At 68.9% G+C, this 19907-nt stretch carries 19 protein-coding genes; 9 read left to right on the top strand and 10 right to left on the bottom strand.

The features are described from left to right. Positions 1 to 36: 36 nt before the first annotated feature. Complete coding sequence (locus tag ICG51_RS14465) at positions 37 to 153, bottom strand: DUF1674 domain-containing protein (protein ID WP_223809632.1); 117 nt, start codon at positions 151 to 153, stop codon at positions 37 to 39. A gap of 211 nt (positions 154 to 364) precedes the next feature. Here ICG51_RS14465 and ICG51_RS13560 point away from each other — a divergent pair, with 211 nt between their 5' ends. From ICG51_RS13560 to ICG51_RS13550, 3 genes are all read left to right on the top strand, one after another. Continuing rightward, the gene (locus tag ICG51_RS13560; protein ID WP_223809465.1) at positions 365 to 1111 is read left to right on the top strand and encodes a folate-binding protein; all 747 of its coding nucleotides are present in this window, start codon (positions 365 to 367) and stop codon (positions 1109 to 1111) included. 159 nt (positions 1112 to 1270) lie between these two features. Next, positions 1271 to 2878, top strand: a complete 1608-nt coding sequence (locus tag ICG51_RS13555) for an FAD-dependent oxidoreductase (protein WP_190280847.1) — start codon at positions 1271 to 1273, stop codon at positions 2876 to 2878. 3 nt (positions 2879 to 2881) lie between these two features. Beyond that, positions 2882 to 4540, top strand: coding sequence for an acetolactate synthase large subunit (locus ICG51_RS13550; RefSeq protein ID WP_190280846.1), 1659 nt, complete (start codon positions 2882 to 2884; stop codon positions 4538 to 4540). Positions 4541 to 4584: 44 nt separating this feature from the next. Here the strand turns inward: ICG51_RS13550 and ICG51_RS13545 are convergent, their stop codons facing one another. The 5 genes from ICG51_RS13545 to ICG51_RS13525 all read right to left on the bottom strand — a co-directional run bounded on the left by ICG51_RS13545 (position 4585) and on the right by ICG51_RS13525 (position 10248). Further along, a complete protein-coding gene (locus ICG51_RS13545) occupies positions 4585 to 6852 on the bottom strand; it encodes a thiamine pyrophosphate-dependent enzyme (protein ID WP_190280845.1) in 2268 nt (755 codons plus the stop codon). A gap of 47 nt (positions 6853 to 6899) precedes the next feature. Then, on the bottom strand, positions 6900 to 7541 hold the full coding sequence (locus ICG51_RS13540; protein WP_190280844.1) for a glutathione S-transferase family protein: 642 nt from the start codon (positions 7539 to 7541) through the stop codon (positions 6900 to 6902). Beyond that, positions 7538 to 8086, bottom strand: coding sequence for a GNAT family N-acetyltransferase (locus ICG51_RS13535; RefSeq protein WP_190280843.1), 549 nt, complete (start codon positions 8084 to 8086; stop codon positions 7538 to 7540). Before ICG51_RS13535 ends, ICG51_RS13540 begins: the two co-directional genes overlap by 4 nt. A gap of 17 nt (positions 8087 to 8103) precedes the next feature. Continuing rightward, positions 8104 to 9267, bottom strand: coding sequence for an acyl-CoA dehydrogenase family protein (locus ICG51_RS13530; protein ID WP_190280842.1), 1164 nt, complete (start codon positions 9265 to 9267; stop codon positions 8104 to 8106). 213 nt (positions 9268 to 9480) lie between these two features. Continuing rightward, positions 9481 to 10248: a glycine zipper 2TM domain-containing protein gene (locus tag ICG51_RS13525; protein WP_190280841.1), complete on the bottom strand. Its 768-nt coding sequence runs from the start codon at positions 10246 to 10248 to the stop codon at positions 9481 to 9483. 154 nt (positions 10249 to 10402) lie between these two features. On the opposite strand from ICG51_RS13525, the gene ICG51_RS13520 reads away from it, so the two are divergent. After that, complete coding sequence (locus tag ICG51_RS13520) at positions 10403 to 10630, top strand: DUF6116 family protein (RefSeq protein ID WP_028838123.1); 228 nt, start codon at positions 10403 to 10405, stop codon at positions 10628 to 10630. Between the two features lie 4 nt (positions 10631 to 10634). Continuing rightward, a complete protein-coding gene (locus tag ICG51_RS13515) occupies positions 10635 to 11399 on the top strand; it encodes a TatD family hydrolase (protein WP_190282496.1) in 765 nt (254 codons plus the stop codon). Positions 11400 to 11505: 106 nt separating this feature from the next. Here the strand turns inward: ICG51_RS13515 and ICG51_RS13510 are convergent, their stop codons facing one another. Continuing rightward, positions 11506 to 12303, bottom strand: coding sequence for a tRNA threonylcarbamoyladenosine dehydratase (locus ICG51_RS13510; protein WP_190280840.1), 798 nt, complete (start codon positions 12301 to 12303; stop codon positions 11506 to 11508). Positions 12304 to 12538: 235 nt separating this feature from the next. Here ICG51_RS13510 and phaR point away from each other — a divergent pair, with 235 nt between their 5' ends. Then, positions 12539 to 13051, top strand: coding sequence for a polyhydroxyalkanoate synthesis repressor PhaR (gene phaR, locus ICG51_RS13505; RefSeq protein ID WP_190280839.1), 513 nt, complete (start codon positions 12539 to 12541; stop codon positions 13049 to 13051). Between the two features lie 15 nt (positions 13052 to 13066). Here phaR and ICG51_RS13500 read toward each other — a convergent pair whose 3' ends face one another. Together ICG51_RS13500 and ICG51_RS13495 are read right to left on the bottom strand one after the other, a co-directional pair. Continuing rightward, entirely contained in the window at positions 13067 to 13462 is a 396-nt protein-coding gene (locus ICG51_RS13500; protein ID WP_190280838.1) for a hypothetical protein, read from the bottom strand. Next, positions 13459 to 14979, bottom strand: a complete 1521-nt coding sequence (locus ICG51_RS13495; RefSeq protein WP_190280837.1) for a fumarate hydratase — start codon at positions 14977 to 14979, stop codon at positions 13459 to 13461. The genes ICG51_RS13500 and ICG51_RS13495 overlap by 4 nt, the downstream gene beginning before the upstream one ends. Before the next feature lie 72 nt (positions 14980 to 15051). Between ICG51_RS13495 and ICG51_RS13490 the strand changes: the two genes are divergently transcribed. The 3 genes from ICG51_RS13490 (at position 15052) to ICG51_RS13480 (ending at position 19357) form a co-directional block, all read left to right on the top strand. Continuing rightward, positions 15052 to 16908 carry an ABC transporter ATP-binding protein gene (locus tag ICG51_RS13490; protein ID WP_190280836.1) on the top strand — a complete coding sequence of 619 codons (1857 nt, stop codon included), beginning with the start codon at positions 15052 to 15054 and terminating at the stop codon, positions 16906 to 16908. 77 nt (positions 16909 to 16985) lie between these two features. Then, on the top strand, positions 16986 to 18161 hold the full coding sequence (locus ICG51_RS13485; protein WP_190280835.1) for a PQQ-dependent sugar dehydrogenase: 1176 nt from the start codon (positions 16986 to 16988) through the stop codon (positions 18159 to 18161). Beyond that, positions 18158 to 19357: a phosphatase domain-containing protein gene (locus ICG51_RS13480; protein WP_190280834.1), complete on the top strand. Its 1200-nt coding sequence runs from the start codon at positions 18158 to 18160 to the stop codon at positions 19355 to 19357. Before ICG51_RS13485 ends, ICG51_RS13480 begins: the two co-directional genes overlap by 4 nt. Here ICG51_RS13480 and ICG51_RS13475 read toward each other — a convergent pair. Further along, complete coding sequence (locus tag ICG51_RS13475) at positions 19354 to 19896, bottom strand: DUF488 domain-containing protein (protein WP_190280833.1); 543 nt, start codon at positions 19894 to 19896, stop codon at positions 19354 to 19356. The genes ICG51_RS13480 and ICG51_RS13475 overlap by 4 nt on opposite strands. Positions 19897 to 19907: the final 11 nt, after the last annotated feature.

Raw genomic sequence — 19907 nt, 5'->3', positions numbered from 1 at the left:
CTCCGGGCTGGGCGGCTTGCGCCGCGTGGCGGTGGATCAGAAGTCGATGCAGCGGCCGTTCTTTTCCCAGTCCCCGTAACGGGTGGGATCCAGACCACCGCGTCCGCCATGCTCTTCGGCGACGGGCGGAACGTCCGCAACCGGTTGCGGCATGGGCGTTCCGGGCGCGGCCTGCGGAGGCGCGGACTCGGGTGCGGGGCTGGTTTGGCCTATGATCGACGCGTTCACAACCCGCTCAGTTTACGCCCCGCAACCGATGCACGACAAGCCACAACCCGCGCCAGACCACGAATTCCGGCTGCCCGGCCATCGCCTGCTGTCCATATGCGGACGCGATGCAATCGCATTCGCGCAGGCGCAGTTCATGAATGACGTCGCCACGCTTGCCGATCGCCACTGGCAATGGAATGGCTGGCTGACAGCCAAGGGCCGCGTCGTGGCGCTGTTCGCGCTGCTGCGGCTGGACGCGGAAACGCTTTGGCTGCTGCTGCCGGATGCCGACCCTGTCGAGTTGGCCGCGCAGCTGCAGCGCTATGTATTCCGCAGCAAGCTGAAACTCCTGCCGCTGGACCTGCAGGTGATCGGCGGCTTCCTGCCCCCCCCATCGGCACGCGGGCCCGCGCTGGCGGTGTCCGCTGCCGGCGACGTCGAACTCGACATGGGCGCCGCTGGCGGGCCGCGCAGCCTGCAGATCCGCCAGGCTGCTGCTACCGACGATGCCACCGCGTGCCAACGGTGGGATGCGTATGACCTTGCGCACGGCCTGCCCCGCCTGACCGCCTCGCAGGCCGGCCAGTGGACGCCGCAGCAGCTGTCGCTGGAACGGTTGCGCGCCTTCAGCGTCAGCAAGGGCTGCTACCCGGGCCAGGAAATCGTCGCCCGCACGCACTTCCTCGGTCAGGCCAAGCGCGGCCTTGGCCTGTTCGAGAGCGAGGCGCCGCTGCCCGTGGGCAGCGAAGTGAGCGAAGACGGCCGCGGCATCGGCAACATCGTCGCCAGCGCCGGCAACCTGTCGCTGGCCGTATTGCCGCTGGAGCATTCCGATGCCGGCATCGTCGCGGCCGGCGCAGCTTTGCAGCGGCGCCCGCTGGCGGACGGCCTGGCCCGCTGACCCGTTTTTCGGTTGGGCTGGCGCCGAAGATCGGCACCGGCTTGCCCACGCGCCGTGTCCGGACACCGGATACGCATCGCCAACGTCCCGCCGGAACCGCTATGGTGGCTATGACCGCAGCCAACGACAGGTGGCGATGGCATCCGGGGGAATGGCCGCATGGCATTGTTGAAAACCGATGTTCTGGTCGTCGGCGGCGGCTTGGCCGGCATCATCACGGCGCTGGAAGCCCTGCGCGCCGGCCAGCGTGTAGTGCTGGTGGATCGCGACACGCAGGAGCGCTTCGGCGGCTTGGCGCTGTGGGCGTTCGGCGGCATGGCGCTGGTCGGCACGCCGCTGCAAGCGCGCAAGAAGATCGTCGACTCGCCCGAGCGCGCATTCGCCGATTGGATGCGCTTCGGCGAACTGGACCCGGACGACACGCACGCGGTGGCGTGGGCACGCCACTACGTCGAGCGCTCGCGCGCCGACGTACACGACTGGCTGCAGGCCCACGGCATCACGTTCATGCCGGCGGTGAACTGGGTGGAGCGCGGGCGCGATAGCGACGGCAACACCGTCCCGCGCTACCACGTGGTCTGGGGCACTTCGCGCGAGTTGACCCGGCGGATGATCGCCGCGCTGCGCGAGGCCGGTGCGAACGGCAGCCTCACCGTGCTGCATCGCCATCGCGTGACCGTACTGGAGACCACCGACGGCCGCATGGCGGGCGCACTGGCGCTGAATGAAACGACCGGCGAGGAACACCGCATCGACGCGCCCGTGGTGGTGCTGGCCACCGGCGGCCTCAACGGCAGCCATGTCGAAACGCGCCGCAACTGGCCGGTGGACCGCCCGCGGCCGGCGGCCATGCTCAACGGCGCGCACCCCTATGCCGACGGCGCCATGCACCACGCCGCCGAAACGCTGGGCGCCCGCATCGTCCGCACCGGCGAGATGTGGAACTACGCCGCCGGCTTCCCGCATCCGTTCCCGCATTTCGAGGGCCACGGGCTGTCCGCGATCCCCTGCAAGTCGGCGCTGTGGCTGGACCACACGGGCCGGCGCATCGGCCCGGAGCCGCTGGTGACCGGGTTCGACACCCACTGGCTGTGCCAGCGGGTGGCCGAGCAGGAACGGCCGTGGACCTGGCACCTGCTCAACTGGCGCATCGCGGCCAAGGAATTCGCGATCTCCGGCGCCGAGCACAACCCGCGCATCCGCGACAAGCAATTCCTGCGCTTCCTCAAGGAGACGCTGCTGGGCAACCATCGGCTGGTGCGGCAGATGCAGGCCGAAAGCACCCACTTCCTGGTCGACGACACGCTGGCCGGACTGGCGGACCGGATGAACGCCCTGACCTGCTCGCACGACGTCGACCCGGCCACGCTGCAGGCCACCGCCGACGCCTTCGACGCGCACTTCGCGCCGGGCGCGAACCCGGAAGACGACCCGCAAATCCGCCGCATCCTGCACGCGCGCCAGTGGGGCCCGGACCGCCTGCGCACCTGCAAGCCCGCGCCGCTGCAGCAACCGGGTGCCGGGCCGTACATCGCCATCCACATGCAGCTGATCACCCGCAAGAGCCTGGGCGGGCTGCGCACCGACCTGCACAGCCGCGTGCTGGACGCGGAGGGAGCGCCGATCCCGGGACTGTACTGCGTGGGCGAGGCCGCCGGCTTCGGCGGCGGCGGTGCCTGCGGCAAGCGCTCGCTGGAGGGCACCTTCCTGCCCGGCTGCATCCTCACCGCGCGCGCCGCCGCGCATGCCATCGTGACCGGAGCCTGAGCCATGAACGGCGCACACGCCCTGATGAAGACCCTGGCCGACGCCGGCATCGAGGTCTGCTTCTCCAACCCCGGCACCAGCGAGATGCACTTCGTCGCCGCGCTCGACGCCGAGCCACGCATGCGCGCGGTGCTGGCGCTGTTCGAAGGCGTCGCCACGGGCGCCGCCGACGGCTATGCGCGGATGGCCGGCAAGCCGGCAGCCACCCTGCTGCACCTCGGTTGCGGGCTGGGCAACGGGCTGGCCAACCTGCACAACGCGCGCAAGGGCAAGGTGCCGGTGGTCAACATCGTGGGCGACCATGCCACCTACCACGTGCCGCTGGACGCGCAGCTGCAGTCCGACATCGAAACCGTGGCGCGCAACGTCTCGCCCGGCTTCGTGCGCACCTCGCAAAGCACGGCGACGCTGTGCGCCGATGCGGTGGACGCGATCCGCGCCGCGCGCGGCCTGCCCGGCCAGGTGGCGACGCTGGTCCTGCCGGCCGACGTGAGTTGGGGCGACGGCGGCACGCCCTGCCCGCCCCCGCCGCCGCCCGCACCGCCGCCGGCGGACGATGCCACCGTTGCCGCCATCGCGGACGCCATCCGCGGCGGCGGCAAGACCGCGCTGCTGCTGGGCGGCCAGGCGCTGCGTGAACCGGCGCTGCTGGCCGCGGCACGCATTGCCACCCAGTGCGGCGTGAAGCTGTTCTGCGAGGTGTTCCCGACCCGGTTGGAACGCGGCGCCGGGCTGCCGGCGGTGGAACGCATCGCCTACCTGGCCGAACTGGCCACGCTGCAGCTCACCGGCATCGAACACCTGGTGCTGGTCGATGCCAAGCCGCCGGTGTCGTTCTTCGCCTATCCCGGCAAGGCCAGCGAGCTGGTGCCGGAGGGTTGCGCCGTGCATACGCTGGCGACGCCGGCACAGGATGCCGCCGCAAGTCTCGACAAGCTCGCCGCCGCGCTGGACGCCGCGCAGGCCGCGCCCGCGCTGCAGCCCGCGGCGCGTCCCTCGCGCCCGCGCGGCCGCCTGACTGCCGCCAAGGTCTGCAAGGCCGTCGGCCACCTGCTGCCGGAGCGCGCCATCGTCATCGACGAGGCGATCACCTCCGGCCTGCTGCTCGGCACGATGACCGCCGGCAGCCCGCGCCACGACCTGCTCACCCTCACCGGCGGCGCCATCGGCCAGGCCCTGCCGAATGCGGTGGGCGCGGCCATCGCCTGCCCGGACCGCCCGGTCCTCGCGCTGGTCGGCGACGGCAGCGCGATGTACACGCTGCAGGCACTGTGGACGATGGCGCGTGAACGCCTCGACGTCACCACGATCCTCTTCAACAACGCCAGCTATTCGGTGCTCAACGTTGAACTGGAGCGCGTGGGTGCCGACGCCGCGCCGGGCCCCAAGGCCCGCTCGCAGCTCGACCTGCACGGCCCGGTGCTGGACTTCTGCCGGCTGGCGCAGGGCATGGGCGTGCACGCCGCCCGCGCGGACACGGCGGAGAGCTTCTGCAAGGCGCTGGAGTACGCGCTGGCGCACCCCGGCCCGCACCTCATCGAAGCCGTGGTACCGGAGTCGCTGGGCGGCGCCAAGCGCCGCGTGCTGCCGTGGCTGCTGCGCTCGCTGCCGAGCCTGCCGCTGCCCGTGGCCAGGGCGCTCAAGCGCAAGATCGCGCCCTGACGCGACCGGCACCGTCACGCGCGGCCGCCGTCCGCGCGCCGGGGTTACAGCGTGGCCGCCGCCGCGACGATGTCCTCATCCTTCGGGATCACCAGGAAGGCCGCGCCGGCCAGCGGCGTGTAGGTGTCCGCACCGACCACGCGCCTGATCGGCTTGCCGCCGAAGCCCGCTTCGGTGATCGCGGTGATCACGCCCTCGCCGATGCCGGCGCTGAAGCGGCCTTCATCGACGACGATGATGCGGTCGCACTCGCCCGCATGCTTCGCGATGGCCGCATGGTTCAGCGGCACCAACCAACGCAGGTCGACCACGCGCACCTTCCAGCCGTGTTTCTTCTCGATCTCGCGCGCCGCGCGCAGGCTCATCGGCATGCCGTTGCCGAAACTGAAGATCACGCAGTCGGTGGCATCCGCGTTGTAGACGCGCTCCTCGCCCAGTACCAGCGCCTGGTCGGGGGCCGGGTACTCGGTCAGCCACTGGCCGTCGCCCGCTTCGTACAGGTCCTTGGTCATGTACAGCGCGATGGGTTCGAGGAAGGCGGTGACGCGGCCGTCCACCTTCGCCAGCGCCGCCAGCGTGCGCAGCATCATCGCGGCGTCGTCGCCACGCGAGGGGCAGCCGACCACCAGGCCCGGGATGTCGCGCAGCGCGGTCACCGAGTTGTCGTTGTGGAAATGCCCGCCGAAACCGCGCTGGTAGCCCAGGCCGGCGATGCGCACCACCATCGGGTTGCGGAACTGGTCGTCGCTGAAGAACTGCAGCGAGCAGGCCTCGCCGCGCAGCTGGTCGATGGCGTTGTGCAGGTAGGCCAGGTACTGGATCTCGGGGATCGGCAGCATGCCCATGTTGGCAAAGCCCTGCGCCATGCCCAGGATCATGGTTTCGTCCAGCAGCGTGTTGAACACGCGGCGGTTGCCGAACGCCTTGTGCAGGCCCTTGGTGACCGTGTAGACGCCGCCCTTCTGGGCCACGTCCTCGCCGAACAACAGCGTCTCCGGGTACTTGGCGAACAGGTCGTGCAGGGCCTGGTTGATCTGGATGGCCAGGTGCTTCGGTACCTGCTTCTCGGGCAGCTTGTCCTCGCCGCCGAATGCCTTGGTGCGCGCCTCATGCGACGGCGCGCGGGTGGCCTCGGCCTGCACCTTGTCCGGGGTGTAAGGCGCCAGCGGGCGCATCACGTGCTCCAGCGTCTCGATGCGCGGGCGGCTGTCGGCATCCTCGGCGGCGGCGAAGCACTTGCGACGGGTGTCCTCGTACAGCGCGAGGATCTCGTCCTTCGTCATCGCACCGGACTCCAGCGCGATCGCGGCCGAGCGCAGCAGCGGATCGCCTGCCTCCACCGCGCACAACTCCTCGATGTTGCGCCATTCGATCTCGAAGTCGGTGCCGGCGTGGCCCATGATGCGCTGGGTGCGCAGGTGCAGGAAGGTCGGCCGGCGGGTGCGGCGGCAATGCTCGACGGCGCGCAGCACGTCGCCATAGCCGGCGGCCAGATCCAGGCCGTCGGCGAAGAAGTAATCGAGGTCGGGGCGGTTGCGGAAGCTCTCGCCGATCCAGCCCGTCGGCGTTTTTACCGAGATGCCGATGCCGTTGTCCTCGCACACGTACAGCACCGGCGCCGGCAGCTTCTGGTAGGCCGTCCAGCTGGCCGCGTTGAACGCGGTCTGCGCGGTGGCGTGGTTGGCGGAAGCGTCGCCGAACGAGCAGATGGCGATGGAATCGTCCGGGATCGGCAGGCCCACGCCGAGGCGCTTGCCGGCTTCGATCGCCACCGCGGTGCCCAGCGCCTTCGGCAGGTGGGACGCAATCGTCGAGGTCTGCGGCAGCACCCACAACGGCTTGCTGCCCCAGACCTTGTGGCGGCCGCCGCTGGCCGGGTCTTCCGCGCTGGCGGCGAAGCTCAGCGCCGAATCCATGATCGGATCCATGCCCGGCAGCTTGCGGAAGCGCTCGGCCATGAAGCCGCCGCTGCGGTAATGCAGGAACGCCGGGTCGGTATGGCGCGCGGCGCGCGCGACCATCGCGTTGCCCTCGTGGCCGGAGGAGCCGATGGTGTAGAAGACCTTGTTCTGCACCCGCAGCACGCGCGCCATCAGGTCCAGGTGGCGCGAAATCAGCTGCGACTCGAACAGCTCCCGGAACCCGCGGGCGTCCAGCGCGCTGCCATCGAGGATCGCCTCGTCCGGCGCCGGCTTGGGCTGGGCGTGCCGGTTCCAGCCGCGCACGAACTCCTGGAAGTTGACGTCGCAGATCTCGGCGCGGTTGAGGCCCTTCATGCGGGCCGGGATGGGATTGGGAACGGTATTGAACATGCGGGTCTCCCCTTCCCGCCGCGCGGGAAGGACGATGGAAATGAAGGTCAGGTGGACTGGTCGATCAGCGCCTGCGCCGCGGCGTCCGGCGCCGGCATCGGTACGAAGCCGGGCATGGCCTCGACGCGGGCCAGCCAGTCGCGCACGGCCGGGTACGCGTCCAGCGCGATGCCGCCGTGCGGGGCCACGCAGGTATACGCATACAGGGCGATGTCGGCGATGCCGTAATCGCTGCCGGTGAACCACGGATGCGACGCGAGGTGCTGCTCCATCACCGCCAGCGCGGCGTGGCCGCGTTCGCGCAGCGTGGGCAGGCCGGCACGGCGCGGCGAATCCAGCGGCGTCCAGCCACAGATGAAGCGCGCCACCGCGATGCAGGGCTCGTGGCTGTACTGCTCGAAGAACATCCACGACAGCGCCTGCGCCTTCTGCCACGGATCGGCCGGCAGGAACGGCGTGCCGTCGGCCAGCCAGCACAGGATCGCGTTCGACTCGACCAGGACGCTGCCGTCCTCGCGCTCGAGCATCGGCACCTTGCCGTTCGGATTCTTCGCCAGGTAGTCCGGCGTCCGCGTTTCGCCGATCGCGCTGTTGGTTTCGATCCAGCGGTAGTCGTGGCCAAGCTGCTCCAGCAGCAGCTTCACCTTGTGGCAATTGCCCGAGGGCGAGAAGCCGTGCACGGCGATCATGCGAAACGCTTCCGGTTTTCCGCCCAGTGCGCGCGGCTCTGGCCCCAGCCCTCGGACGGCGCATCCTCGTATGGCGCCGGCAGCCTCACCGGGCCGAGGTTGCGCGAACCCAGGCGCTGCGCCAGCGCCTGCGACGCGGCGTTGGCCGGATCGATGCAGTGGATGACATCGTCCCAGCCGAGGTTGGCGAAGGCCCAGTCGAGCGCGGCGACGGCCGCTTCGGTCGCATAGCCACGGCCCCAGGCGTCCGGATGGAAGGTCCAGCCGATCTCGTTGCCCGGCCAGCCATCCGGCTTCCACGGCCCGGCCTGGCCCAGCCAGCGGCCGCTGGCCTTGTCGATCACCGAGAACATGCCGAATCCCTGCACCACCCAAGCACCCGGCATCTGCAGGAAGCGCCGCCACGCCGCGGCGCGCGGCTGGTGCCCACCGATGTAGCGCGCGGCCTCCTCGTTGCCCAGCACCTCGGCAAAGCGCTCGAAGTCGCCCGCCTGCGGCACGCGCAGGCGCAGGCGAGCGGTTTCGAGGGTGGGACCGAACTCCATCGCCGGCCTCCGCGGAATCAGAACGCGTTGATGCCGGTCAGCTCGCGGCCGATCACCAGCTGGTGCACGGTTTCGGTGCCTTCATAGGTGATCACGGACTCGAGGTTCAGCGCATGGCGGATCGCCGCGTGCTCGGTGGTGATGCCGGCGCCGCCCAGCAGGTCGCGGCATTCGCGCGCGATGTCGATGGCCATGCGGCAGTTGTTCCACTTGGCCAGCGAAACCTGCGCAGGCTGCATGGTGCCGGCATCCTTCAACCTGCCCAGCTGCAGCGACAGCAGCTGCGCCAGGGTGATGCGACGGGCCATCTCGGCCATCTTGATCTGCGCGCTCTGGGTGGCGGCCACCGGGCGGCCGAACAGGATGCGTTCCTTGGTGTAGTGGATCACCTCGTCCAGGCAGGCGATGGCGGCACCGATCGGGCCCCAGGTGATGCCGTAGCGGGCCTGGGTCAGGCAGCCCAGCGGACCCTTCAGCCCCTTCACGTTGGGCAGGCGGCTGGAATCCGACACGCGCACGTTGTCGAAGAACAGCGCGCTGGTGACCGAGGCACGCAGTGACATCTTGTGCTTGATCTCCTGCGCGGTGAACCCGGGCATGCCCTTTTCCAGCAGGAAGCCCTGGATGCCGTCGTCGGTCTGCGCCCAGACGATGGCGATGTCGGCCAGGTTGCCGTTGGTGATCCACATCTTGCTGCCGTTGATCACCCAGTCATCGCCTTCGCGCTTGGCGTGGGTCTTCATGTTGGCCGGGTCGGAACCGCCGTGCGGCTCGGTCAGGCCGAAGCAGCCGATCACCTTGCCCGCGGCCATGTCCGGCAGCCAGCGCATGCGCTGCTCTTCGCTGCCGTAGGCGTAGATGGGATACATGCACAGCGAGCTCTGCACGCTGACGAAGCTGCGGATGCCGGAATCGCCGCGCTCCAGCTCCTGGCAGATCAGGCCGTAGCTGACGCCGTTGAGGCCTGCGCAGCCGTACTTCTCCGGCAGCGACGAACCCAGCAGGCCCATTTCGGCGATCTCCGGCACCAGTTCCTTCGGGAAGCGGCCCGCGTCGAAGGCCTCGCCGATGATCGGGCGCACGCGTTCGTCGGTGAAGCGCGCCACGGTGTCCTGCACCGCGCGTTCTTCCTCGCTCAGCAGGGAGCGGACGTCGTAGAGATCGTACGGATGCAGGGCCATGTTTTGACGGTCGAATTGGACGAACCGCCATTGTAATCGCGCATGCCGCGCAATCGGTACGTACGATTCGCCAATCCCGCCCAGGCGTAACGACGGGCTTTCCGCAAAAGCCGTGCGTTTCGCCGGCATCGCCATTTTGCCGGCAGCCAAACGCAGGCGGGGCCGGATCGCTCCGGCCCCGCCATGGCAACTGCATGGTTGAACTACGTGGGATCAGCGCAGCGTCGTGCCTTCAGCCGAGGCCGTCTGGGTCACTACCCGGCCATCGATCACCGGAAGCTGCGTGCCCGGATCCTGGTCCATGCGCACGGTGCGCTGCTGGCCATTCCAGCGGTAGGTCACGTCATATCCCACCGTCCGCTCGGCATCCCCCAGGGCGATCCGCTCGCCGGGCTTGCTGTCGGTGCGCATGCTGCCGGTGGTGCCGTCGGGGTTGCGATAGGTCACGTTCCACGCCACGGTGCGGGCGCTGGTGGAGGTGCTGTTGACGGTGCGGCAGCGGCGATCGGTGCGATTGACCACCTGGCCGCCGACGTGGCGCCGGTCGACCTCGCGGCCCGCGTAGCCACCAGCCACCGCGCCAGCCACGGTGGCCAGCTTGCGGCCATTGCCGCCGCCGACCTGATTGCCGACCAGGCCACCGATGACTGCGCCGGCGACGGTGCCGCCGACGTTGCCGTCACGCTCCGGCAGGCGCTCCTGCACCGTCACGTTCTCGCAGACCTCTCGCGGCGTGCTGGTCGTATTGGATTCCCGGATCGGCTCGCTGCCGATGACGGTGGCGTACAGCGGCTCGCGCTCGGTCACCGGCTTGACGCCAACGACCTCGGCGAAATCGACCTGCGCCCGCGTGGCAGCGCCACCGGCCAGCGACGGCGCGGTAATCCCCTCGTTGCTGCGGCTGTTCATGTAGCCCGCGGTGGCCACACCGCCAACCAGCAGCGCGGCAAGCGCAACGGCAAGAGTGTTGTTCTTCGGCATGGTGGTTCTCCCGCTGAGAGTTGAGTGGTCCCTGTTCCGCGACCGATTGCACCACGGACAATCTGAATCGATCCCGAGCAGGCCGGCATGGCACCGGGCTGCGTTCAGCTTCACACACGCGATGTTTGCACCGCGTGCATGCTAGTTTCCGGACATGGCCAATCCCCTTGTATCGCCGCTGATGCGCTGGTTCGGCAGGCTGAGCTTCCCGCGCCTGTTCCTGCTGGCTGCCGCGCTGTTCCTGCTCGACCTGGTGGTCCCCGACTTCATTCCGTTCGCGGACGAGATCCTGCTGGGCCTGGGCACCTTGCTGCTGTCGCGCTGGAAGAAAAAGCCGGGCACGCTCCCGCCCCCCATCGAAGGGCGCGCAAGCCGGCGCTGATGGCCTGATGCGCCTGGTCGACAGCCACAGTCATTTCGATGCCGCGGAGTTTGACGCCGACCGCGCCGATGCGCATGCGCGCGCGCTGGCGGCGGGCGTGCACGTGCAGATCGTGCCCGCCGTGGACGCTGCAGGCTGGTCCAAGCTGAAAGCCGTATGCGCGCAGTTTCCCGGCCTGCACCCTGCCTACGGCCTGCACCCGATGTATCTGGCCGAGCATCGCCCGGAGCATCTGAACCAGCTGCGCGACTGGATCGAGCGCGAAAGGCCGCTGGCGGTCGGCGAATGCGGACTGGACTATTTCGTCGAAGGGCTGGACCCCGGGCGTCAGCAGCACTACTTCGACGGGCAGCTCGCGCTGGCTGCCGAATTCGACCTGCCGGTAATCGTGCACGCGCGCCGGGCGGTGGACGCGGTGATCGCTGCCGTCCGCCGCTTCCCCGGGGTGCGCGGCGTAGTGCACAGTTTTTCCGGCAGCGCCGAACAGGCCGCGCAGCTGCACAGGCTCGGCTTCCTGCTCGGGATCGGCGGCCCGGTCACCTACGAGCGGGCAAACCGCCTGCGCGGCATCGTTGCGGCCATGCCGCTGGAACAACTGCTGCTGGAAACCGACAGCCCCGACCAGCCCGGCGCGGCGCATCGCGGCCAGCGCAACGAGCCGGCGCACCTGCCGGAAGTCCTCGACATCATCGCCACCCTGCGCAAAGCAACGCGGGATGAGATCGCCTGTGCAACCAGCGCCAACGCGCGACGGCTGTTTGCTGTGTAGGAAGCGATCGAGTGCAGGCCCTGCAAGGCCGTCCAGAACCGGACGCGAATCCCGGACGATCGCGCAACCTGCCGACCCGCAGCCCGCTGCCGGGCCGCAACCACACTCAACCGTGCTTCGGTGGCTTCAGCAGCATCTCCATCGCCTTGCCCACCGCCGCGAACGCGAATGCACCGGTCACATGGGTGGCAGCACCCAGCCCCGCCCCGCAGTCCAGTTTCAGCGCCTCGTCCCTGCCCAGCTGCGGGCGGAGGCCGCAGACGCTGCCGTCGGCCTGCGGATAGCGCACATTCTCCAGCGAATACACCGCCGGCACGCCGAAGTAGCGATCGTGGTTCTTGGGGAAATTGAACTCGCCGCGCAGCTTCTTGCGGATCAGCGAGAGCATCGCATCATGCTCGGTGCGCGACAGATCGCGTACCCGGATCTGGGTCACGTCACTGCGTCCACCGGCAGCACCCACGGTGATGATCGGCTGCTTGCGACGCCGGCAGTACGCGATCGCCTCGACCTTGGTGCGGAAGCTGTCGCAGGCATCCAGCACCAGGTCCACCGGCGTTCCGAGCAGCGCATCCATGTTCGAGGGCGTGAGGAACTGCGGCTTCAGGTCCAGCGCGATACCCGGATTGATCGCGCGACACCGCTCGGCCATCGCCTCGATCTTGGCGCGGCCGTACTGCCCTTCCAGCGCGGGCAGCTGGCGGTTGGTGTTGGACACGCACAGGTCGTCGGCGTCGATCAGGGTGAGCCTGCCCACGCCGCTGCGCGCCAGCGCCTCCACCGCCCAGGAGCCCACCCCGCCGATGCCGACCACGACCACATGGCTGTCCGACAGGCGCGCCAGCGCGCCGCTGCCGTACAGGCGGTCGATACCGCCGAAGCGGTCCTTCAATGCGTTTCCCATCCTGCAAGTTTAAGCGGGCAGCCCGGGATCCATGCTTTCCAGCAGCGGCGACCGCGCAACGACCTCCGCTGGCGATGCGCGATGCGCGATGCAGCGTGCACGGGGTGATGGTAAATCCAGTGAAATCCGCGATTTGCCGGAAAAAATTCCGGCAACCGGAACGGGCAGCCCGGGAGTTGCAACGCGTGCTGCGCTGCGCCATGCTGGCTGCAGTGCCGTCCAGAGTCCGTGCTCAATGTCCGCGATCCGCGTCATCAAGAAGTATCCGAACCGCCGCCTCTACGACACCGAGATCTCCAGTTACATCACCATCGAGGACGTGCGCCAGCTGATCGTCGACGGTGAATCCTTCGAAGTGCGCGATGCCAAGACCGGCGAGGACCTGACCCGACAGGTGCTGCTGCAGATCATCACCGAGCATGAGCAGGACGGGCAGCCGATGCTGTCCACCCAGTTGCTCAGCCAGCTGATCCGCTTCTACGGCGACTCGCTGCAGGGCTTCATGGGCAACTACCTGGAACGCTCGATGCAGCTGTTCCTGGAACAGCAGCAGCAGTTCCGCTCGCAGATGGGCGGGATGTTGGGTCAGACGCCTTGGGCGATGCTGAACCAGCTGACCGAGCGCAACATGGCGCTGTGGAAGGACTTCCAGCAGAACCTGGGCAACGGACTGGGCAGCGCCACCGCCGCGCCGGCCGCCCAGGACAAGGACAAGGACAAGGCCGGAGCCGCGCGAAAGCCGCGCTGAGCCCGGCCCTGCGGCTCAATCCCCGTACATCAGCCAGCGGCGGGCCGCGTCCTCGTCGGAGAACGTACGGATGATGATGCCCCGCTCCAGGCACAGGATCTCACCGTGCTCGCTGCCCTGGATATCGTCCAGCAGCTCGACGAAGGCGATCCGCACCGTCCTGAAGCCGGCATCGACCATCGAATCGATGACCTGCGCCACGTCGGCGAGGTCGACGGTCGAATCCAGCTCCTCCAGCACCAGCAGGCGGTTGGCCCCGACCGCGCGGCATTCCTCGCCCAGCATCCGCCACATCGCCATCGACACCTGCAGCGAATCGGTGCCGTCGTACACGTGCGCGCGCAGGTAACCCGGCTGGCCGTCGTAGCGGATCCTGAAGCCCGGCCCGTCGACGACGCGGGACATGCTCACGTAAGCACCGCCAGCGGGATCTTGCCGATCCTCGCCTGCCATTCGCGAGGGCCGGTCTGGTGCACCGAGGTGCCGGTGCTGTCCACAGCCACCGTCACCGGCATGTCCTTGACCTCGAACTCGTAGATCGCCTCCATGCCGAGGTCGGCGAAGCCGACGACCTTGGCCGCCTTGATCGCCTTCGACACCAGGTAGGCCGAACCGCCGACCGCCATCAGGTACACCGACTGGTGCCTGCGGATCGCCTCCAGCGCCGCCGGGCCGCGCTCGGCCTTGCCGATCATGCCCAGCAGGCCGGTGGCGGAAAGGACCTGCTCGGTGAACTTGTCCATGCGGGTGGCGGTGGTCGGGCCGGCCGGACCGACGACCTCGTCGCGCACCGGATCCACCGGTCCCACGTAGTAGATGAAGCGTCCGCGCAGATCCACCGGGAGTTCTTCGCCCCGGTTGAGCATGTCGACCATGCGCTTGTGCGCGGCGTCGCGGCCGGTGAGCATCCTGCCGTTGAGCAGGAGCACCTCGCCCGGCTTGAAGGTTTGCACTTCCTCGCGGGTGATCGTGTCCAGGTCCACCCGGCGCGCGTTCTGCGGGCTGTAGGTGAGCTTGGGCCAGTCTTCCAGCGACGGCGGGTCCAGCATCACCGGGCCGCTGCCGTCGAGGGTGAAATGCGCGTGGCGGGTGGCCGCGCAGTTGGGGATCAGCGCCACCGGCAGGTTGGCGGCGTGGGTCGGGAAGTCCTTGATCTTGACGTCCAGCACCGTGGTCAGCCCGCCCAGGCCCTGCGCGCCGATGCCCAGCGCATTGACCTTCTCGAACAGCTCGATGCGCAGCTCTTCGACGCGATTGGACGGTCCGCGCGCGATCAGCTCCTGGATGTCGATCTCCTCCATCAGCGATTCCTTCGCCAGCAGCATCGCCTTCTCGGCGGTGCCGCCGATGCCGATGCCAAGCATGCCCGGCGGGCACCAGCCGGCGCCCATGGTCGGCACGGTCTTGAGCACCCAGTCGACGATGGAATCGGACGGGTTGAGCATCGCGAACTTGCTCTTGGCTTCGCTGCCGCCGCCCTTGGCCGCCACGATCACGTCGAGCTTGTCGCCGGAGACGATCTTGACGTTGATGACGCAGGGCGTGTTGTCCCTGGTGTTGACGCGCTTGCCGGCCGGATCGGCCAGCACGCTGGCGCGCAGCTTGTTGTCGGGATCGAGGTAGGCGCGGCGCACGCCCTCGTTGACCGCATCCTCGAGCGAACCGGTGAAGCCCTCCCAGCGCACGTCCATGCCCACTTCCAGGAACACGGTGACGATGCCGGTGTCCTGGCAGATCGGGCGGTGGCCTTCGGCGCACATGCGCGAATTGATCAGGATCTGCGCCATCGCGTCCTTGGCCGCGGGCGACTCCTCGCGTTCCCAGGCGGCGGCGAGGCTCTTGATGTAATCGACCGGGTGGTAATAGCTGATGTACTGCAGCGCGTCGGCGACGGACTGGATCAGGTCGTCCTGCTTGATGGTGGTCACGATGGCGTCAATGCGAGGGGGAGGCTTGGGGGTATTTTAAGGCCAGCCGCTCCCGCCGTCTGAACCGTCCGCATGCCCCCCACCCCACCCCCACAGCCCCGGCTCGACCTGCGCCAGCGTTTCGACGCGATGCGCAACCTGCGGCCGTTCCTGCGCGAGATCTGGAACACCAGCCGGCCGCTGACGCTGGCAGCCATCGGCCTGCGCCTGCTGCGGGCGCTGCTGCCGATCGCCACGTTGTACATCGGCAAGCTGATCATCGACGAGGCGGTCCGCCTGATCGGGCTGGGCCTGCCGCATGAACTGGCGTCGGCGTGGCGCTCCGGCCAACTCGACCACATGGTGCTGCTGCTGGCGCTGGAACTGGCGCTGGCGATCGGCTCCGACCTGCTGGGCCGCCTGGCCGGCTATGTCGACGCGGTACTGTCCGAGCTGTTCACCAACGCCACCAGCATCCGCCTCATGGAACACGCGGCGCTGCTGGACCTGGAGGACTTCGAGGACGCCGACCTGCAGGACCGGCTGGACCGCGCGCGACGGCAGACGGTGGGGCGGATGAACCTGCTCAGCCAGCTGTTCGGCCAGGCGCAGGACGCGATCACCGTGCTGACCTTCGCCGCCGGCCTGCTGGCCTACGCGCCCTGGCTGATGGTCCTGCTGGCGGTGGCGCTGGTCCCGGCCTTCATCGGCGAATCCCACTTCAACGCGCTGAACTACTCGCTCAACTTCCAGTGGACGCCGGAGCGCCGCCAGCTGGAATACCTGCGCCAGATGGGCGCCAGCGTGGAAACCGCCAAAGAGGTCAAGATCTTCGACCTCAACCGCTTCTTCATCGAACGCTTCCGCACGCTGTCGCAAAAGTTCTTCGAAGCAAACCGGCGGCTGGCCGGACGGCGTGCGCTGTGGGGCACGCTGCTGGCCACGCTGGGCACTCTGGGCTACTACGTCGCCTACGGCTACATCGCCTGGCGGACCGTGCGCGGCGACTTCTCCATCGGCGACCTGACCTTCCTCGCCGGCAGCTTCCGCCGCCTGCGCCAGCTGCTGGAAAGCCTGCTGAGCGGCTTCTCGCAGGTGGCCGGACAGGCGCTGTACCTGGACGACCTGTATTCCTTCTTCGAAATCGAGCCGGAGATCGCCAGTAAGCCCGATGCCATCGCGGTGCCCGACCCGATCCGCACCGGCTTCGTGTTCGAGAACGTCGGCTTCCGCTACGAGGGCAGCGAGCGCTGGGCGTTGCGCGGCCTGAGCTTCGAGCTGCATGCCGGCGAAGTACTGGCGCTGGTGGGCGAGAACGGCGCCGGCAAGACCACCCTGGTGAAGCTGCTGGCGCGCCTGTACGACCCCGACGAAGGCCGCATCCTGCTCGACGGACGCGACCTGCGCGATTACGACCTGGACGACCTGCGCGCCAACACCGGGGTGATCTTCCAGGACTTCGTGCGCTACCACCTGACCGCGGCGGAGAACATCGGCGTGGGCCAGATCGATGCGATGGACGACCGCGAACGCATCGAACGGGCCGCACGCAAGGGGCTGGCTGACGAGGTGGTGGCAGCGCTGCCGAATGGCTACGACCAGATCATCGGCCGCCGCTTCAAGCAGGGCGTGGACCTGTCCGGCGGCCAGTGGCAGAAGATCGCGATCGCCCGCGCCTACATGCGCGAGGCGCAGGTGATGATCCTCGACGAACCCACCGCGGCACTGGACGCGCGCAGCGAGTTCGAGGTGTTCGAACGCTTCAAGGAGCTGTCCGAAGGCAAGACCGCCGTGCTGATCAGCCACCGCTTCAGCAGCGTGCGCATGGCCGACCGCATCCTGGTACTGGCCGATGGCCGGGTGGAAGCCAGCGGTACCCACGCACAGCTGATGGCCCAGGGTGGACGCTATGCGGAGCTGTTCGAGCTGCAGGCCGCCGGCTACCGTTGAGCCAGCTTCCCTTCCCTTCCCTCCCCTCCCCTCCCCGCGCCACGCCACGCCACGCCACGCCAGAGAAGGAAACCGCCATGCAACGTATTCCCCGACTTCTTCTCTGCCTCGCGCTGCCACTGATGCTGAATGCCTGCGCCCGGCCTACCCCCGTCGCCGGCACCGCCCCGCCGCAGACCGAAGCCTCCAGGACCGGCGAACTGCGCATTGAAACCGTGGCCAGCGGGCTGGAGCATCCCTGGGCGGTAGCGCTGCTGCCGGACGGCGGCTTCCTGGTCACCGAACGGCCGGGGCGGCTGCGGCGGATCTACGCCGACGGCGCGGTGTCCGCGCCCCTCGCCGGGGTGCCGGCCGTATTCGCCGAAGGCCAGGGCGGCTTGCTGGATGTCGTGCTCGATCCCGGCTTCGCCGGCAACCGGCGCATCTGGCTGAGCTACGCGGAGCCCGGACCGGACGACACCGCCGGCACCGCCGTAGCCACTGCCTCCCTAGGTGATGCCGCGCTATCCGACCTGCGCGTGATCTATCGGCAGACCCCCAAGCTCAAGGGGCCGAACCACTTCGGCTCGCGGATCGCCTTCGACGGCCGTGGCCACGTTTTCATCAGCCAGGGCGAGCGCAACCAGAAGGAACTGGCGCAGGATCTCGAGGTACTGCAGGGCAAACTCGTGCGTCTCAAGCTGGACGGCGGCATTCCGGCCGACAACCCGTTCGCCGACGGCGTCGGCGTCCGCCGCACGATCTGGAGCTATGGCCACCGCAACATGCAGGGCATGGCGGTGGACCCGCGCAGCGGCCGGCTGTGGCAGAGCGAGCACGGGCCACGCGGTGGCGACGAGATCAACCTGCCCGAGGCGGGGAAAAACTATGGCTGGCCGGTGATCAGCGACGGCATGGACTACCTGACCAACCGGCCTTATGCGGAGACCCGCGGTCGCGAGGCGCCCGGCATGGAGCGCCCCTATCACGTATGGGCGAAATCGCCGGCGCTGTCGGGGATGGCCTTCCTGGTCGGCCACCCGCAAAGCGCGTGGAACGACAGCCTGCTGCTCGGCGCGCTGGCCGGCCAGAGCCTGATCCGGCTGAGCCTGCAGGGCGACCGCATCGTCGCCGAGGAGCGCCTGCTCACCGAGTTGCACAGCCGCATCCGCGACGTGCGCGTCGACAGCGCTGGCACTGTCTACGTGGTCACTGACGAGTCGGATGGCAAGTTGCTGCGCCTGACGCCCCCCGCCATTGCCGAGGCTCTATGAGCGGCGACGCACCGTCGCGACGCTGGCCGGAGGCTGTCCTGGAACACCTCAAGGACGCCGTGATCGATGCCGACGACCAGCTCGACGCGCTGTGGCGCCGCGTGGATTCCCGCCTGGGGCGCGGCAGGCCGCGCCACCTGGCCGCTTACCGTGGCTTCGCCGACGAACGCGGGGTGGAGCTGACCGGGCGGGTGCTGGCGGAAAAGCCCCAGGGCGGGCCGCTGGACGACGCCGGCTGGTGGGACAACCTGCTCGACACGTATCGACGCTTCGAGAGCGACGAGGTGCCTGACGTCCCGGTGCGCCTGCACTACCGCGGCAACAGCGTGGAGGTGCGCAGCGACCACGAGGGCTACTGGCACTCCACCTTCGACAGCCCGGGCGCGATGAGCGACCTGCTGTGGGACAACGCCAGCGCCAGCCTCGCCGACGGCAGCCTGCTGACCCCGCAGCCGGTGCTGCAGGTGGGCCCGCGGGCGCGCTTCGGGGTGATCTCGGACATCGACGACACCATCCTGCACAGCGGCATAACCGACTGGAAGACCGCGGCGCAACTGACGTTCCTCCACAACGCGCGCACCCGCAAGCCGCTGCCCGGCGTCGCGGCCCTGTACCGCGCGCTGCAGGGCACCCACAACCCGATCTTCTACGTCTCCAGCTCGCCGTGGAACCTGTACGACCTGCTCGAAGACTTCATGGAGCTCAACGCGATTCCGTTCGGACCGATCCACCTGCGCGACCTCGGCACCGACACCGGCAAGTTCATCAAGAGCGCTGGCCATGGCCACAAGCTGGAGCGCGCCCTCTACCTGATCGAGCGATTCCCCAGGCTGCGCTGGGTGCTGCTCGGCGACTCCGGCCAGGCGGACGCCGAGCTGTACGCCGAGGCCGCGCGCATGCACCCCGACCGGGTCGCCGCGATCTACATCCGCGACGTCGACCCCGATGCCGACTCCACCCGCGATCTGGGCGTGGACGGCTACATCCATCGCATCGAAGACACCGGCGTACCGATGCTTCGCGCCGCCGACAGCTTGGCGATGGCCCAGCACGCGGCGTCGCTCGGACTGCTGGATCCGGCGACCCTGCCCGCGATTGCCGCCGAAACGGGCCGTGACCTGGCGCGGCCCAGCCTGGGGCAGGCTGCAGCGCAGGAAGCGCTGACGGGGGAAACGCCCGCAGCCGGCGCGAGCTAGAGCAAGCGCGGTTGCGACCCGGGGTAGCGGACGACATCCTCGATCATCACCGCATCCGGGTTGGCCTCATGCGGCGCCAGCTTGCCCGGACCCATCAGATGGAGCACGGTCCAGCCGCGGAGCAAGAAGTCGTCCGACACCAGCCGCCGGTGGCAGCGCCACCAGACGGCTTCCGCACACATGATGCAGGTGCGGCTGGCCGCCGCCTCGGCCATCAGCGCCTTGCGGGCGGCAATGTAATCCGCCGAGGCCATGTGATCGGCATAGGCGCGGAACGCCTCCACCCGCCAGGCCATGTTCGGTGAATCGGGATCGGCCTTGCGGCGCCCGCCAAGGTCCGGCAGCGGCCAATATCGGATGCCGGCCACGGCGAGCGCCGCCGGCAGCGCATCGCGCGAGAACTGGGGATTGCGGCGCGAGCCGGCAAAGCGGCGCACATCCACCAGCTGCTCGATGCCGGCTTCGGCCAGCATGCATTCGAATTCCGCCCACCGCCGGTTGGAATGGCCGATGGTCCAGAGCGTGCCCGCGGTTTCCATGCCCGCAGCAT

The sequence above is a fragment of the Thermomonas sp. XSG genome (assembly GCF_014678725.1).
Lineage (GTDB): Bacteria > Pseudomonadota > Gammaproteobacteria > Xanthomonadales > Xanthomonadaceae > Thermomonas.
Note: the sequence above shows the minus strand (reverse complement) of the source record. Positions and strands in the feature narration are given on the sequence as shown.

Excerpts from the sequence above, each read along its gene's own strand:
- ICG51_RS13520 (WP_028838123.1), top strand. The coding sequence starts at position 10,403 with ATGGCCAATCCCCTTGTATCGCCGCTGATGCGCTGGTTCGGCAGGCTG.
- ICG51_RS13485 (WP_190280835.1), top strand. The coding sequence starts at position 16,986 with ATGCAACGTATTCCCCGACTTCTTCTCTGCCTCGCGCTGCCACTGATG.
- ICG51_RS13550 (WP_190280846.1), top strand. The coding sequence starts at position 2,882 with ATGAACGGCGCACACGCCCTGATGAAGACCCTGGCCGACGCCGGCATC.
- ICG51_RS13555 (WP_190280847.1), top strand. The coding sequence starts at position 1,271 with ATGGCATTGTTGAAAACCGATGTTCTGGTCGTCGGCGGCGGCTTGGCC.
- ICG51_RS13490 (WP_190280836.1), top strand. The coding sequence starts at position 15,052 with ATGCCCCCCACCCCACCCCCACAGCCCCGGCTCGACCTGCGCCAGCGT.
- ICG51_RS13540 (WP_190280844.1), bottom strand. The coding sequence starts at position 7,541 with ATGATCGCCGTGCACGGCTTCTCGCCCTCGGGCAATTGCCACAAGGTG.
- ICG51_RS13510 (WP_190280840.1), bottom strand. The coding sequence starts at position 12,303 with ATGGGAAACGCATTGAAGGACCGCTTCGGCGGTATCGACCGCCTGTAC.
- ICG51_RS13475 (WP_190280833.1), bottom strand. The coding sequence starts at position 19,896 with ATGGAAACCGCGGGCACGCTCTGGACCATCGGCCATTCCAACCGGCGG.
- ICG51_RS13560 (WP_223809465.1), top strand. The coding sequence starts at position 365 with ATGAATGACGTCGCCACGCTTGCCGATCGCCACTGGCAATGGAATGGC.
- ICG51_RS13535 (WP_190280843.1), bottom strand. The coding sequence starts at position 8,086 with ATGGAGTTCGGTCCCACCCTCGAAACCGCTCGCCTGCGCCTGCGCGTG.
- ICG51_RS14465 (WP_223809632.1), bottom strand. The coding sequence starts at position 153 with ATGCCGCAACCGGTTGCGGACGTTCCGCCCGTCGCCGAAGAGCATGGC.
- ICG51_RS13480 (WP_190280834.1), top strand. The coding sequence starts at position 18,158 with ATGAGCGGCGACGCACCGTCGCGACGCTGGCCGGAGGCTGTCCTGGAA.
- ICG51_RS13545 (WP_190280845.1), bottom strand. The coding sequence starts at position 6,852 with ATGTTCAATACCGTTCCCAATCCCATCCCGGCCCGCATGAAGGGCCTC.
- ICG51_RS13530 (WP_190280842.1), bottom strand. The coding sequence starts at position 9,267 with ATGGCCCTGCATCCGTACGATCTCTACGACGTCCGCTCCCTGCTGAGC.
- ICG51_RS13525 (WP_190280841.1), bottom strand. The coding sequence starts at position 10,248 with ATGCCGAAGAACAACACTCTTGCCGTTGCGCTTGCCGCGCTGCTGGTT.
- phaR (WP_190280839.1), top strand. The coding sequence starts at position 12,539 with ATGTCCGCGATCCGCGTCATCAAGAAGTATCCGAACCGCCGCCTCTAC.